The 14,827-nt window shown below is 26.5% G+C and carries 12 protein-coding genes; 4 read left to right on the top strand and 8 right to left on the bottom strand.

Annotated elements, in window-relative coordinates; genetic code table 11:
* Positions 1–226: 226 nt before the first annotated feature.
* Positions 227–1,147 carry a mannose-6-phosphate isomerase, class I gene (manA, locus tag AWT65_RS02480; protein WP_066729021.1) on the bottom strand — a complete coding sequence of 307 codons (921 nt, stop codon included), beginning with the start codon at positions 1,145–1,147 and terminating at the stop codon, positions 227–229.
* Between the two features lie 248 nt (positions 1,148–1,395).
* Here manA and AWT65_RS02475 point away from each other — a divergent pair, with 248 nt between their 5' ends.
* Together AWT65_RS02475 and AWT65_RS02470 are read left to right on the top strand one after the other, a co-directional pair.
* Positions 1,396–2,772: a hypothetical protein gene (locus AWT65_RS02475; protein ID WP_066729012.1), complete on the top strand. Its 1,377-nt coding sequence runs from the start codon at positions 1,396–1,398 to the stop codon at positions 2,770–2,772.
* Between the two features lie 39 nt (positions 2,773–2,811).
* On the top strand, positions 2,812–3,117 hold the full coding sequence (locus tag AWT65_RS02470) for a YjgN family protein (protein WP_066729010.1): 306 nt from the start codon (positions 2,812–2,814) through the stop codon (positions 3,115–3,117).
* A 23-nt stretch (positions 3,118–3,140) separates the two neighbouring features.
* Here AWT65_RS02470 and leuS read toward each other — a convergent pair whose 3' ends face one another.
* Positions 3,141–5,726, bottom strand: coding sequence for a leucine--tRNA ligase (gene leuS, locus AWT65_RS02465; protein WP_066729007.1), 2,586 nt, complete (start codon positions 5,724–5,726; stop codon positions 3,141–3,143).
* 148 nt (positions 5,727–5,874) lie between these two features.
* A complete protein-coding gene (locus AWT65_RS02460) occupies positions 5,875–6,240 on the bottom strand; it encodes a DUF5633 domain-containing protein (RefSeq protein WP_066729005.1) in 366 nt (121 codons plus the stop codon).
* 422 nt (positions 6,241–6,662) lie between these two features.
* Between AWT65_RS02460 and AWT65_RS02455 the strand changes: the two genes are divergently transcribed.
* Entirely contained in the window at positions 6,663–7,646 is a 984-nt protein-coding gene (locus tag AWT65_RS02455; RefSeq protein WP_066729003.1) for a LacI family DNA-binding transcriptional regulator, read from the top strand.
* A gap of 191 nt (positions 7,647–7,837) precedes the next feature.
* On the top strand, positions 7,838–8,464 hold the full coding sequence (locus AWT65_RS02450) for a bifunctional 2-keto-4-hydroxyglutarate aldolase/2-keto-3-deoxy-6-phosphogluconate aldolase (RefSeq protein ID WP_066729001.1): 627 nt from the start codon (positions 7,838–7,840) through the stop codon (positions 8,462–8,464).
* A 262-nt stretch (positions 8,465–8,726) separates the two neighbouring features.
* Here AWT65_RS02450 and AWT65_RS02445 read toward each other — a convergent pair whose 3' ends face one another.
* The 5 genes from AWT65_RS02445 to AWT65_RS02425 form a co-directional block, all read right to left on the bottom strand.
* Positions 8,727–8,969 carry a hypothetical protein gene (locus AWT65_RS02445; protein WP_066728995.1) on the bottom strand — a complete coding sequence of 81 codons (243 nt, stop codon included), beginning with the start codon at positions 8,967–8,969 and terminating at the stop codon, positions 8,727–8,729.
* Positions 8,970–9,166: 197 nt separating this feature from the next.
* Complete coding sequence (gene uidA, locus AWT65_RS02440; RefSeq protein WP_066728994.1) at positions 9,167–10,906, bottom strand: beta-glucuronidase; 1,740 nt, start codon at positions 10,904–10,906, stop codon at positions 9,167–9,169.
* Between the two features lie 12 nt (positions 10,907–10,918).
* The gene (locus AWT65_RS02435; protein WP_066728993.1) at positions 10,919–12,631 is read right to left on the bottom strand and encodes a glycoside hydrolase family 3 protein; all 1,713 of its coding nucleotides are present in this window, start codon (positions 12,629–12,631) and stop codon (positions 10,919–10,921) included.
* Complete coding sequence (locus tag AWT65_RS02430) at positions 12,615–13,418, bottom strand: HAD family hydrolase (protein WP_066728992.1); 804 nt, start codon at positions 13,416–13,418, stop codon at positions 12,615–12,617. Before AWT65_RS02430 ends, AWT65_RS02435 begins: the two co-directional genes overlap by 17 nt.
* Positions 13,408–14,826 (bottom strand): MFS transporter, encoded by a 1,419-nt coding sequence (locus tag AWT65_RS02425; protein ID WP_066728988.1) that lies wholly within the window; start codon positions 14,824–14,826, stop codon positions 13,408–13,410. Before AWT65_RS02425 ends, AWT65_RS02430 begins: the two co-directional genes overlap by 11 nt.
* Position 14,827: the final 1 nt, after the last annotated feature.

Here is a 14,827-nt window from a genome sequence, read left to right as displayed (position 1 = left end):
CTTTCGATATTCTTTTCACCTTTTTTGTCTTTTCTTAACATCTTGTTTGCTTTTCTTTTCTTAGTGTCCTCGTCTTTATTGACAATCACTATATTACCAAATTTATACTCCTTTGTCAATATCTTTTTTTCGTTTTTTTTATTTTTCTTTTTTAAAAATGCTACAACCCCCTAATTTTAAAGGGCTGTAGCTCTTTTATTTTATTCTATATTATTTTTTATTTATCTTAATTATGAATAAGCATAAACTCCATTTCTCCCTTTATTTTTATTCTACCAAATGATTTTGGTACTATAAAATTAGTTCCTTTTGCTATTTCTATATCATTTACACTTCCTTTACCTTCTATAACGCAGATAATATAAAATTTTTCAAATTCTATATTAAGCTCATTTTTGACTATATATTTTGTAATAGAAAATTTTTCATTATTAATATATTCAATTTTATCACCTTTTACTATAGGTTTAATTTCTACCTTACTTTTATCATATGGGCAAGTAACAACATCTATGCTTTTTTTTATGTGCAATTCTCTTTTCTTACCATTTTGTAATCTATCATAATCATACAATCTATATGTTATATCACTATTTTGTTGTGTTTCTAATATAAGTGTCCCTTTTCTAATTGCATGAACTGTTCCAGCAGGTATGTTAAAAAAATCTCCTTTTTTTATTTTTTTTATTCTTAGAAGCTTATCCCACTCCTTATTATCAATATATTTTTTAAATTCTTCTTTATTTTTAGCATTATGTCCTATTAAGATATCACTATCCTTATCACAATCTAATATATACCAAGATTCAGCCTTACCATTAGGTTGTTGTTCTGCCACTCTAGCATAATCATCATTTGGATGAACTTGTATGCTTAAATTGTCTTTGGCATCTATATATTTTATCAGCAAAGGAAAAACACCTTTTAATTCTTCGCCAAATATTTCACGATGTTTATCCCATAATTCTTTTAAACTTAAACCTTTATATTTACCATTTATAACCTTACTTAAACCATTTTCATTTGCACTTACTAGCCAAGCTTCTCCTATATGATCACTATTTGACATATAACCATATTCTTTTTGTATTCTTGTACCACCCCAAACTACTTCTTTCATATATGGTTTTAAAAAAATTAATTCCATTTTTCACCCCTATTTAAATTTATATTATTTCAAAATTTCATCGTATATATTATATCACATTCTTAAAAATCTCTTAATAAAATTAAAAACTAAAAAATATCCAAAAATTTTTCACATTTATTTTTTTATTATTTAATAACTTTTTTATTTTAAATTTTAAAACAACCAAAAAATATCTAAAATGCGTCTATTTAACTTTAAATTTTTTTATGTTAATATTTTAAAATAAAAAAGAAAGGAAATAAAAAATGAAAAAACTTATATTTTTTTCGCTTTTATCAGCTCTTAGTTTTTCTCAAAAAGCTCAAAGCTTTATTGAAGGCAATATTAATACAAAAAGTACATTTAATAACTCATTTCATTATCAAGATACTGATACAGATGAAACTCTTAAAGGTGAAATAATCGTGCCTAATTCAGGAATAACTTTTGGTGCAGAATTACAACACCGTTCTCAACTTTCAGTTTTTCCTTATGTCTTAGAACCTACGGGTGTTTTTGAAAAATTAGAAAAAAACTTAGATTTTATGGATAGCAATGCCTATATAAAATTTAAAAAAGATAATTTTAATGCAAAAGTTAAATTAAATAAAAATCTTAAATTAGGTCTTGATTTTGATTATCAAAATTATTCTTTACCTAATATAGAATTTGGTATAAATACAAAATCTTCTTTTCCATTAATCAAGCAAAGAAATTATAGTCCAACATACACAACAATAAAAGCTTTTGTACAAAAAGACATTTGGAAATTAAAAGATGTACGACTTGATCTTGAAACACAACATCAAATAGACAAAGATACAACTTCTCTAGGTTTGCAATATTTCTTAGCTAGTGCTTCAGCAAGATATACTGATATTAAAGATGTTAAATTTTATGCAGAAGCAAAATTAAAATATCAATTTGCAAATACTTATCCTATTTGGGATGAAATAGAAAGTGTTCATGTAGATTGTGGTCACAACCATTCACATGATAATAGCTCAAATTCAAAAAAAGAAGAACATGACATATTTACTCATTTTCATGGATTTAGACAAAAAAGTTCTGAAACATATGAAATGGCTAAAGATAAAAAATTCATAGAACAAAATAAGTTTGCTCAGTCATATATACTTGCTTCAAAATACACTGGAATAGATAATTTAGAATTAATTGGAAAAGTAAAATTTTATCATGGTGATAATTCTGAAAAAGGTAAAAATTCAATATATGAAATAGCTGGGCTTGCTTCCTTTGTTACAAAATACACAGGAATAAAAAATTTAACTATAAAAAATGAATTAGTTGGTTTTATTGAAAAAGATAAATTAGAATCAGGTGTAAATTTTATTACAAAAGAATTAAAAGATACAATAAATGTAAAATATTGCCACAATTTCACCGATAAATTAGAATTTTGCCCAGAAGGTCAAACAACCTTACAACTTAGAGGAAGCTCTAATCATGCTTTATTTATATCACCGAAAGTTACTCTAATATACAAACCTACTAATAAGTTTACATTCGAAACAAGTGTTGAAGATAAATTAGCTTTTAGCTTAAATAAATCAACCAAAAATTATATAGAATTAAACAATAATATAGTTTCTACTAAATTCAAAGTGAAATATTCTTGGTGAAAATCTATTTTATATGCTATACTAATTTGAGGTGATAAAATGGAAAATAATTCTTATTTTGATGGCGGCATACTTGGCTTAATTGGTATTAATATTTTAGCTTTTCTTTTAACTTTATTTTCTTTTGGTTTAGCTTTCCCTTGGGCTTTATGTTTATATTATTCTTGGCATTTTAAACATACTGTTATCGATGGAAAAAGATTGAAATTTGTTGGTACAGGTTCAAGCTTATTTTTAAATTATATTATATGGCTTATATTATTTATAATAACATTTGGAATATATGGCTTTTGGATTAGTATAAAATTTAGAAAATGGGTAGTTAAAAACACTCATTTTATATAAAACAAATAGGTAGCACTTGCTACCTATTTTACTACTATATTAACTAATTTATTTGGTACAACAATAATTTTCACTACTGTCTTTCCTTCAATTAATTGTTTTATTTTTTCATTTTCTAAAGCCATTTTTTCAATTTCTTCTTTTTTTGTTCCTATATTTAGCTTAAATTCTGATCTTAATTTACCATTAACTTGTATTACCATTGTAATTTCAGAAACATGTGTTAATTTTTCAATATATGTAGGCCATTTTGCATTGTAAATGTACCCCTTGCAACCACACATTTCCCATAATTCATCAGCAATATATGGTGTAAATGGTGCTATCATAAGTATAAAAGAAAGTATCGCTTCTTTATATACCTTTTCAGTTTCACTACTCATATCATTTTTATCCAAGACTTTTTGCTTGTATGAACTAATTTCATTTAATAATTCCATAATAGCAGCTATTGCTGTATTGAAATGGAAATTATCTTCCATACTTTCTGTAACCTTCTTTATTGTTTGATGAACTTTTCTTTGTAAATCTTCATCAGCCTTGCTTCTTTTTTCATATGATATTTCACTATATTGTTTATTTAAAATATCTTTTGTAGCTACAACTATATTATATATTCTACTAATAAATCTATATGCTCCAACAACACCATTCATATTCCATTCTAATTCTTTTTCAGGTGGTGCTGCAAAAAGTGTGAATAATCTTGAAGCATCAACTCCATATTGTTTTGCTAATTCTTCTGGATCTAAACCATTATTCTTTGATTTTGACATTTTCTCCATTTTAACAACTAACTCTTCTTGTGTTGCCTTCGAATACGCCTTATTATCCTTCAATTCTACATCTTTTTCAAATAAGTATTTTCTTGTTTTTGTTGAATAATATGAATTAGATAAAACCATACCTTGAGTAAGCAATCTTTTAAATGGTTCATTTGTAGATACATACCCTAAATCTCTTAAAACTTTATGTAAAAATCTTGCATAAAGTAAGTGAAGAACAGCATGTTCTATTCCTCCTATATATTGAGAAACTGGCGTCCATTTATCTGCATCTTCCTTTGAAAATGGTTCATTTTCATTTTTAGAATCTAAATATCTTAAATAATACCATGATGAATCAACAAAAGTATCCATAGTATCTGTTTCTCTTCTACCTATTTTTCCATTAGGTAAAATTACTTTTTTAAATTCTTCAGAAGTTTCTAGTGGATTTCCCTTTGTTGAAAAATCTATGTCTGTTGGCAATTTAACTGGAAGATTTTTTTCTTCTTCCAAATAAATATTACCTTCATCATCATAAATGACAGGTATAGGAGTTCCCCAATATCTTTGACGACTTATTAGCCAATCATGTAGTCTGTAATTTACTTGTTTTTCACCTTTATTAATTTTTTGTAACTTTTCTAATATTTTTTCTTTTGCAGTTTCATTAGTTAAACCATCAAATTCATCTGAATTCATCATTAAACCTTTGCCTGTATATGCTTGATCAACATTTGTTTCTTCATTAGATATAACTTGTTTAATTGGTAACTTATATTTTTTAGCAAAAGAAAAATCTCTTTCATCATGTGCAGGTACAGCCATAACAGCTCCTGTTCCATAGTCAAGTAAAACATAATTTGCTACATATAAAGGAACTTTTTCTGAATTAATAGGATTTTTTACATATAAGCCAGTAAATACACCATTTTTTTCTTTATCTGTAGCTTGTCTTGATATTTTATCTTCATTTATCATTGCTTCTATTTCTGCTCTTAATTCAGGTTTTTCTTTTAAAATTATCTTTTCAACTAATTCATGTTCTGGTGCTAATACAACATATGAAACACCATATAAGGTATCTACCCTAGTTGTAAAAATTGGTATTTCTATTTTTTTATTATCATATTCTAATTCGAATATAACTTTAGCACCAACAGATTTACCTATCCAATTTTTTTGCATAGATATTACTTGTTCTGGCCAACCTTCTTTTAATTCTTCATGTCCTGATAGCAACTCTTCTGCATAAGCTGTTATTTTAAAATACCATTGTGATAATTCTTTTTGAACAACATCTGTTTTACCATGACGCCAACATTTTCCTTGTTCTACTTGTTCATTTGCTAAAACCGTATTACAATCTGGGCACCAATTTACATATGATTTTTTCTTATACACTAGGCCCTTTTTATACATTTCTATAAAAAACTTTTGATTAAATTTATAATATTCAGGCTTATAAGTAGCAATTTCTCTACTCCAATCATATGAAATTCCCATAAGTTTTAGTTGTCTTTTCATATTTTCTATATTTTTTGCTGTCCAAACACTAGGTTCTGCTCCATTATCTATAGCTGCATTTTCGGCAGGTAATCCAAAAGAATCCCAACCAAAAGGGTGCAACACATTAAAACCTTTCATTTTTTTATATCTTGCAATAGCATCCCCTAATGTATAGTTTCTTAGATGCCCTGCATGTAATTTACCTGATGGATAAGCAAACATTTCTAATAAATAGTAATTTTCTTTACCTTCAACAAAATTTTGGCTCTTGAAAATTTTAGCTTCTTCCCATCTTTTGCCCCATTTTTCTTCCACTGAAATCGGTGAATATTCCATATCTAGCTCCTTTTTTTTACTTTTCTTTGATTATATCACTATTTTCTATATTTTTCTATTCTATTATTTCATTTGTAAATTGGGCTTAGTAGTATAATAAAAAGCCTACACCCTTTGAAAATTAAGGCGTAGGCTTTATTTTTATAATTTAATTTCTAATTTTATAAGTTTCATCTGTTAATAATCTAATGTAGTATTTTCCATCAGCACCTTTAGATATTTCATATCCTTTATTGAATAAACTGATATGATTTAAAGCTGCAAATATTGCAGAAATCTTTGATGAATAACCTTTTGTTAATTCAGGTTTTTCCCTCTTTGTTGTTTGTGTTCTGCATTTATCTTTTTTTAATTTCTTAACTTTTTCTTCAAATTCTTTTTTATCTTTTTGTTCTTGTTCTTTAGCCTTTTCTATATAATTTTGCAAATTAGTTTTTGTATAACCATTTCCAAAAGCTGTCCCACTTAAAAATAAAATACTTGATAAAGCAATAACTACTGTTCTTTTTTTCATCTGTTCTCCTTTTTGATATTTTTTTTGACAACTATTAATGTCTTTTACTATTATAATAAAAAAATAAATAAAATGCAATATAAAATTTAATTTTTTTCTTTTTTTGTTTTTTTCTACCTCTTATTTAAAAATATCTCGTAAATACGCATTTTTATGAATTATGCCAGAACACTCGCAACTTTAGTCATGAGATGAAATAATTAAATACATATGGTATAATATGGTGATAAATAATGTCAAATATTAATTTTATAAGAGAAAAAGAAAGTATTAATTGATGATATTGAAAAAAATATAATAAAAATTGATACTTTTAAAGTAAAAGCTAGTCAACTAAATCATAGTACAAATGAATATGAAAAGAATTAAAAAGAAAAAGAAATTAAAAATTTTGTTAAATTGCATAAAGAAGAAGAGGTATTATGAAAAAATTAACGATTAAAGATATTGCTAAATTGGCAGGTGTGTCATTTAAAACAGTTTCTAGAGTTATTAATAATGAAGATAATGTAAAGGAAGAAACAAAAGAAAAAGTAAAAAAGATATTATTAGAGCAAAACTTTAGTGTGAACTATAACGCTAAAAGACTTGCTAGTAGTAGTACAAGACAAATAGGTGTAATAACAAATACGAAAAGTAATGAATTAAGTAAGAACTATATTATACTACATCACATATTAACCTTTGCGAAAATGAAAGATTATACTATTATAGTACATGAAAGCTTAGATAAGGTTAAAAGAAATAGTTTGGGTAAAATAGATAAAGGGTTTTATGAGGGTATAATTTTTTTAAATCCTAAAAAAATGGAAGATATAGAAGAGGTTATTGAAGATAAACTTCCAGTTATAATGTCAGGCATTAGCGATAAGTACGTTTGTGTTGGAACAGATCAGTATGAAAGTGGATATATCGCAACGATGTCACTTATAAGAAAAGGGTGTAAGGATATTGCTATAATACTAGATGATCCAGATACTATAACTAACAAAGAAAAAGTTAGAGGTTATACTGATGCTTTAAAAAGTGTTGGATACATGATAAATTATGAAAATATACACTATAATTATAGAACTAGTTCTGATGTTGAAGCTTTAATAACTAAAAAGTATCTAAAAGATAGTTTGTATGATGGAGCATTAATAGGTAGTGATGTTTTAGGGTTAGGTGCTATAAGAGCGATTAATAAATTAAAAATTCCTTGTCCAATGAATTTTAAGTTTATAACCTTCGGTAATACTTTTATATGTAACGAAACATATCCAAGTATGAGTTCAATTAAGCAAAATTTTGAAAATATAGCTAAAAATTTAGTGGATAAGATAATTGAACTTATAGAAAATAAGGATATGCCTAAAAGTATGGTTATACCAGCGGAAATTGTTGAGAGAGAATCTACAATATAAATAGTCATAAAAAATGACTATTTTTTTATTGACAAAATTCTAAATTGAGTTACAATATAGTAGAGAATGACAACGAGGACAAAAAGGGTAGATACAGTTTGTGCTAATACATACTAACACTATTGAAGCAATACAAGTAAAAGCGATAATGAAGATTTGCCATCAATATCTAAAAATGAAAGGAAAAAATTATGAAACAAAAAATTTTAAGTAAAATTAAAGAAAATGGCTTAGTTGCTGTTGTTCGTGGTACAGATGATATTAATGCTGTAGAAATTTCAGAAAAAATAATAGAAGGTGGAATAAAAACTATTGAGCTTACATTTTCTACTAGATATGCAGATAATGCGATAAATAAATTAAGTAGAAAATACCATGATGATGAAAATATTTTAATTGGTGCTGGTACTGTATTAGATGATATTACAGCAAGAATCGCCATATTAAATGGTGCTCAATTTGTTGTATCGCCTCATTTTGATAAGAACATTTCTAAAGTATGCAATAGATACTCTATTCCATATTTAGCAGGTTGTGGTAGTGTTACAGAAGTTATATCAGCAATTGAAAATGGGTCTGATATAGTAAAAATATTCCCTGGAGGAGTACTAGGATCCAGCTTTATTAAAGATGTACATGGACCTATTCCTTATGCAAATATGATGCCATCAGGTGGCGTAAACATCGATAATATGGATAAATGGATAAATGCTGGTGCATACGCTATAGGTATAGGATCTGCACTAACAAAAGGGGGTATAGATAAAATCGTTGATACTACTAAAGCATTCGTTGAAAAATATAACGGGATAAAATAAGGTAGGAGAAGTGTATAATAAAGTGTGTAAGTTATAAAATAATTTATGCACTTTGTTTTTGAATTGTAAATAAAATATCCCCAAAAACACTCTAATGCGTTTTAAAGAACGAATTTATACTAATCATAATTTTGTTGATTGAAATAAATTTTATTCATTATACTAAATATAAAATTAATTTCAAAAAAAAGGAGTATTGCTACACTCCCTAAAATGTAATTGTTTAAAATAATAATAAAATCAAAAACTATATTAAATTTTTTTATTTGAATAATATTTTTATTATAAATTTTGTAATAGATATTAACCAATAACCTATTATTAATATGTTTGTTGTCTTAAATTTTATATTTTCTATTTTCCAATTATTAAATTTTAAATCATTTATTATAAGACAAAATAATGCTATAAATGAAATAAAATCATATGGATTAGGTTTTAATATAGGTATTAAAATAATAGTGATAAAAATAAATAATATATTTAAATATTCAAATTTTTTCATAAATTTAAACTCCTTTTTTTAGTATTTTTTTAGTAAGATCGTAACATATTTTTTTTTATTAATCAATATCTTAAAAATACTATAAAATCGGTGTTAATTTTATAAAAATTATATTAAATTTATTTTTTTATGATGAATTGCAAATAAAATATCAAAAAAAAATCCCTCTAATCTTTAAAGATAGAGAGATTTACGCACTATAATTCCTTATACCCATAATTTGGTATCTTAGTCCATCTATTTTTTAGGTGCTTTGCAATTGACTTAGGATTTCTTTCTCTTGTAAATATTCCTTTCTTATTACCTTGAACTCTAAATAGGCCGTATTTTGTTTGGAAGTCTGCATAATTCCATGTTTGTTCTCCTATAAAGTATGGTAAACTATCGAAAACTTCTTCATTCATTTTATAATACTCTATTTGAAATTCTTCAGAAAAAGGTGTCATTTCATCTATATCATGTATACCAGCTATAGTATCTACACCATATTCTGTAAACATTATTGGTTTATTTGGATATTTTTCATGCCATAAATTTAATTCTTCTAGCATTTTTTCTCTAGCAACTTTTAAATCTCCTAAATTTACATACCAACCATAATATCTATTAAGGCAAAGTACATCACATAAACTACTAGCTAGACATTTATTTACTGGTGCTAACATAATATTTGCAAAAGTACAAGGTCTTTTTTGCTTATCTAATTTTCTAGCTAATTTAAATAATGGTTCAAAATATTCATAAGCCCCTTTTTCTGCAGTAGATGGTTCATTTGCTATAGACCACATTACAACACAAGCATAATTTTTATCTCTATCTATTAGTTCTCTTATCACTTGTTCATGAGCTTCTTTTGTATTTATTTTTTCCCAAGTATTCTTTTTTTCAGTTGTTCCATTTAAATCAAACCCAAAATTAGCCATAAGACCAACAGCTGTTGTTTCATCTATTACAACAAAACCTTCTCTATCAGCTAATCTCATCATTTCCTCAGAATATGGATAATGTGATGTTCTAAATGAATTTGCACCTAACCACTTCATTCGATTAATATCAGATACATTTAAAACTTCATCTAAGCCTCTTCCATGTATATATGAGTCTTCATGTCTACCAAATCCTTTAAAATAGAATGATTTTCCATTAATTAAAAACTTATTATCTCTAACTTCTACAGTTCTTATTCCAAACTCTTCTGTATATTCATCAATAACTTTGTCATCATTTGATAATAGTTCTACTTTTGCTTTGTATAAATATGCATTTAATGGCTCCCATAATCTCACATTTTCAATTACACCATCAATTGACACAACATTATTTCTTTCATCTAATATACTTATTTTTAATTTAGGATTTTCAACATTTGTTTTTACATCAAAACTTACTTTAGCATTATTTTTATTAACTTCATATGTAATTACTATATCATCTATATGTTGCTTAGGTTTTATCCATAATTTAACAGGTCTATGTATACCTGCATAATTAAAGAAATCAAAATTTTCATCAACTTTTTCTTGACCATTTTCATTACTATAGTTTCCAACGGGTAATGAAGTATAGTCTAACTTATTTGAAACAATAACTTTTAATCTGTTTTCCCCTTCTTTTACATATTTATTTATATTAAATTCAAAAGGCGTAAAACCACCTTTATGTGTCCCTACTAATTCATTGTTTATATATACCTTTGCAATATGTGTAACTGAACCAAATCTTAAAAATATATCGTTTAGTAACATCTCTTCTTTTACCAAAAAGTCTTTTTGATAAATTAAATTTCCTACATAATTTTTCTTATCATGTCCTACCACTTGATCATTAAACGAACCAGGAACAGCTATCATTTCTTCTTTTTCATTCTCAAAATTAAATTTCCATATACCTGATAAATCTATTAAATCACGTGTTTTAGTTTGTAATGGATATAACATATTATCACCTCATTATAGTTTAGCTTGGAATTGATTAGCCCAAACATTTTCATTAAAATATTTTCCTTTAAATTCTGATTTACCTAATAGTTTATCTACTAATTGGTTAATTGTTTCCTTGCAATCAGAATATGCATTAATGTAGCACTTTGCCATTGTTAAGTCATGTAAATGATTTGTAAAATTAAATGAAACAACAACAGTAGGTACTTCATGAACAAACCAAGGTATTTCATTTGACATAGGTCCACTATATTTAATTCTCATATTATTTTGTTCAGCATACCCTTTAACATCTACAAATACTAATGCTAAATCAACTTCTTTTTTGTATTTTTCTACACTTCCTTTAGCACGAACTCCTCTATCATTTAAAGTTACTATGAATCCTTCTTTTTCTAATTTTTCTACACATAATTTTTCAAATTCTTCGTTTGGTTTATATATTCCATTCTTTTCACCTTCTATTATGTATAGTCTTACTCTTTTGTGTTTTTTATTATTAATAGGCAAAACATTTTTTGTGTCTTTAATTAAACTTATACCTTTATCTATAGCTTCTTTTTGCATTTCCTTATGCTCTTTGCACCCAATTACATCTAAATCTTTTAGACTTCTTTTAGGTTTTTCAATATTTAGTCCTAACTTTGCCTTAAGACCTAAAATTCTTCTTAATGCATCATGTAATCTTTCATTTGTTATTACACCATTTTTATACCCATTTAACATATAGTTAAAGTCTTCATCTATATCATTGAAGAATAAGAACATATCGCATCCAGCTGCTATTGCCTTAGGTACATAGTCTTTTCTTTGCATACTAGAAGTCATACCTAGCATATGTGATGCATCCGTAATAACTAAACCATTAAAGTTTAATTTTTCTTTTAATAAGTCTTGTATTAATTCACTTGCTAATGTTGCTGGTAACACATCTTTATCTTCTAATCCTTTAACTAAGTATTTTTGATAATTAGGTAGTGCAATATGACCTGCCATTATCATTTCAACACCGTTATTTATATGAGTTCTGTATACTTCTCCAAAACTTTTTTCCCAATCTTCTATACTTAAATTGTTAATTCCTAATACTAAGTGTTGATCTCTTTCTTCTATTCCATCTCCAGGGAAATGTTTTATGCATTTTATAACATTGCTCTTATCTAAACCTTTTAAATATGAGACTGTATGTTTAATTACAACATCTGTATCTCTACCATATGCTCTTGTATTAATAATTGTATTTCTAAAGTTTTTTATTATATCTACACAAGGATCAAAATTAACATTTATTCCTAGTGCTTGTTCTTCTACTCCACTAACATACCCAGCATTATATGAAACAGTTTCATCTCCACTAGCTTCGCATTGTGCAGCTGTTGCTATATATGTACCATCGCTACAAGCACCATCTCCACCTGAATCACAGTTAGCAGCGACTAATAGAGGTATTTTCGAATATTCTTGTAAATCATTTATTAAATTCATTACAGCTTCTTTATTACCACCTTGATATCTTGCACCTCCTATATGATATTTTTCTATAATTTCCTTATTTGTTAAATCTGTTTCAGTAAATTTTCTATCTTCTAGACTGAAAAGATTAAAGAATAGTTGCCCTATTTTTTCTTCATCACTCATTGAATTTATTGTATTTTCAACCCATGAAATTTGTTTGTCACTCAAATTATATGGTTTTTCTTTTAAATTAACTGTTCTTGGCATCTAAGTCACCTAACTTTCTTTCATATTTTTTTATATATTCAGCATCTTTGTATTCATCTTTCAAAAATTTTTCTAGGATATGGTTTATGAATAAATCCCAACTTTTATTTTCTTCGTTTACTATTATAGGGTACATAAGAACATTATTTTCTTTTGCAGACAGTATATCTCCTGGTGAATCACCCATCATCACTATATTTTTAGGTTCATACCCTTTATCAATTAAATATTTAATACAATCTTTCTTCGTACCTTGACTTTGACCCATTACATAATCTACATAATCTATTAATCCAAATTTTTCCCATTCGTCTTTTATAGCCTCATTATTTGCTGCTGACACTATTGCTATATCCACATATTTTTTTATCTTATGTATTGCATCTTTAACGCTAGAAAAAGGCTTAGCCATATATTTTATACTTTCTATTTTTCTATTAACTTCATTGCTCCATATAAGTGCCTTTTCTAACTCACCACTCTTTTTTTTGGAAATTTCTTTCTCTAAAGACTTATTTGATAACTCATTTGTTGAATTTATCCATGCTTTCAAATCGTTTAAAGGTTTATTTATACTATCAAACACTAAGGAAAGCCCAACAAATCTGTTTACTCCTCTTGTTTTTGAATAAAGATTTATCTTATTCCATTTTTTTAAAAATTCTTCTTTTTCTTTTATATTAAATACTTTTACAGCAATAGGTCCAAAACAATATATATGTTTGTAATTCATAGTATCCATAGCACAACCATCTGAATCTATACATACAATTTTCCTATTTTTCATTTTCTACCTCTCTACGTTTATTTAATTTTTCTGTATTTATCATAACTTGCTTTATACCTAAAGGATATATAAATAGTAGTACTACACCACATAAAATACAACCTACTCCTTGTGCTAATGTGTATATTGAATAAATACTATTACTTACACTTACACTTTGTATTACTTGACTTGAATTATATCCTATATATGATAATATGAATCCTGTCATCCCACCAGCTAATGCTTGACCTAACTTTCTAGCAAATGAATATACAGCATATACTGTACCATCTTCTCTACAACCTGTTCTAACTTCTTGATCATCTATTATGTCTGTTATAAAGGCCCAAACTATTACATTAAAGTATGATGTACCTAGTGCACATAGTACAAAAAACGCAAAGAATATCCATGCATTATTAAGTCTTAAAAGGTATAGAATTATGAATATGCCTCCTGATATTAATAGACCTATTGATCCTGATGTCTTTTTACCTATCTTTTTTACTATTTTACTTGCAATAGGTGAGACAGCAAATGTTAAAATTGCTCCTATCATACCTGAATACGCTAATACTTCTTTATTTTTAAAATAATCAATATAAATATATGCTGATAAACCACTACCTAACATTGTTGTTAATAAATATATTAAAGATATTACCAAAAATACTTGTAATGATCTATTAACTTTTAAGCTATTTCCTATCTTCTTTACTTCTTTTAAAAAACTCTTTTCTTCTTTATTATACTCACAAATTTTAACTTTTACTCTTTCTATAGAAAATTTATAGCAAAACATATAGAATATGAATGATAAAATTGAAAATGCTAAGGCTAAAATTGTAAATCTTTCTGGGACTATTACATTTTCTAACTTACCATCTATATACTTTTCAACAAATATCACTTTAGGAACTATATATGAGATTAATAAAATTGATATACTTGCTCCTACACTTCTATATACTGATAATGATGCTCTTTTTTCACAATCTATAGTTATAACTGAAGCCATTGATCCATACGGAATATTTATTGCTGTATAGCATATGCTTCCCCAAAAAATGTATGTAACAAATATATATGCTATTTTTATAGGCATAGAAAAATATTTAACTACATATACAAATAGTAAAAATGACGATAAACTTACAAAAGGTGCAACTATTTTTATCCAAAATCTAAATTTACCTTCTTTTCTTGGTTTGATTACGTCAACTAATCTACCCATCCCTATATCAGTAAATGCATCAACTATTCTTGCAGTTAAAAATAGTAATCCTACTACTGCTCCTGATATACCTAATACCTTAGTATAGAATACCATTAAATACATCATTACAAATATAAATGACAAATCATTTGCTACGTCACCTGACATGTATGCTAATTTATCTAACATACCAAACTTTCTATATTCCATA

Source organism: Sneathia sanguinegens (genome assembly GCF_001517935.1).
GTDB classification, from domain to species: domain Bacteria; phylum Fusobacteriota; class Fusobacteriia; order Fusobacteriales; family Leptotrichiaceae; genus Sneathia; species Sneathia sanguinegens.
This window is presented reverse-complemented; position numbering and strand designations above follow the sequence as displayed.

What these genes read in the sequence shown, in the direction of transcription:
- manA (WP_066729021.1), bottom strand. Translation starts at nt 1,147, where the DNA reads ATGGAATTAATTTTTTTAAAACCATATATGAAAGAAGTAGTTTGGGGT.
- AWT65_RS02475 (WP_066729012.1), top strand. Translation starts at nt 1,396, where the DNA reads ATGAAAAAACTTATATTTTTTTCGCTTTTATCAGCTCTTAGTTTTTCT.
- AWT65_RS02470 (WP_066729010.1), top strand. Translation starts at nt 2,812, where the DNA reads ATGGAAAATAATTCTTATTTTGATGGCGGCATACTTGGCTTAATTGGT.
- leuS (WP_066729007.1), bottom strand. Translation starts at nt 5,726, where the DNA reads ATGGAATATTCACCGATTTCAGTGGAAGAAAAATGGGGCAAAAGATGG.
- AWT65_RS02460 (WP_066729005.1), bottom strand. Translation starts at nt 6,240, where the DNA reads ATGAAAAAAAGAACAGTAGTTATTGCTTTATCAAGTATTTTATTTTTA.
- AWT65_RS02455 (WP_066729003.1), top strand. Translation starts at nt 6,663, where the DNA reads ATGAAAAAATTAACGATTAAAGATATTGCTAAATTGGCAGGTGTGTCA.
- AWT65_RS02450 (WP_066729001.1), top strand. Translation starts at nt 7,838, where the DNA reads ATGAAACAAAAAATTTTAAGTAAAATTAAAGAAAATGGCTTAGTTGCT.
- AWT65_RS02445 (WP_066728995.1), bottom strand. Translation starts at nt 8,969, where the DNA reads ATGAAAAAATTTGAATATTTAAATATATTATTTATTTTTATCACTATT.
- uidA (WP_066728994.1), bottom strand. Translation starts at nt 10,906, where the DNA reads ATGTTATATCCATTACAAACTAAAACACGTGATTTAATAGATTTATCA.
- AWT65_RS02435 (WP_066728993.1), bottom strand. Translation starts at nt 12,631, where the DNA reads ATGCCAAGAACAGTTAATTTAAAAGAAAAACCATATAATTTGAGTGAC.
- AWT65_RS02430 (WP_066728992.1), bottom strand. Translation starts at nt 13,418, where the DNA reads ATGAAAAATAGGAAAATTGTATGTATAGATTCAGATGGTTGTGCTATG.
- AWT65_RS02425 (WP_066728988.1), bottom strand. Translation starts at nt 14,826, where the DNA reads ATGGAATATAGAAAGTTTGGTATGTTAGATAAATTAGCATACATGTCA.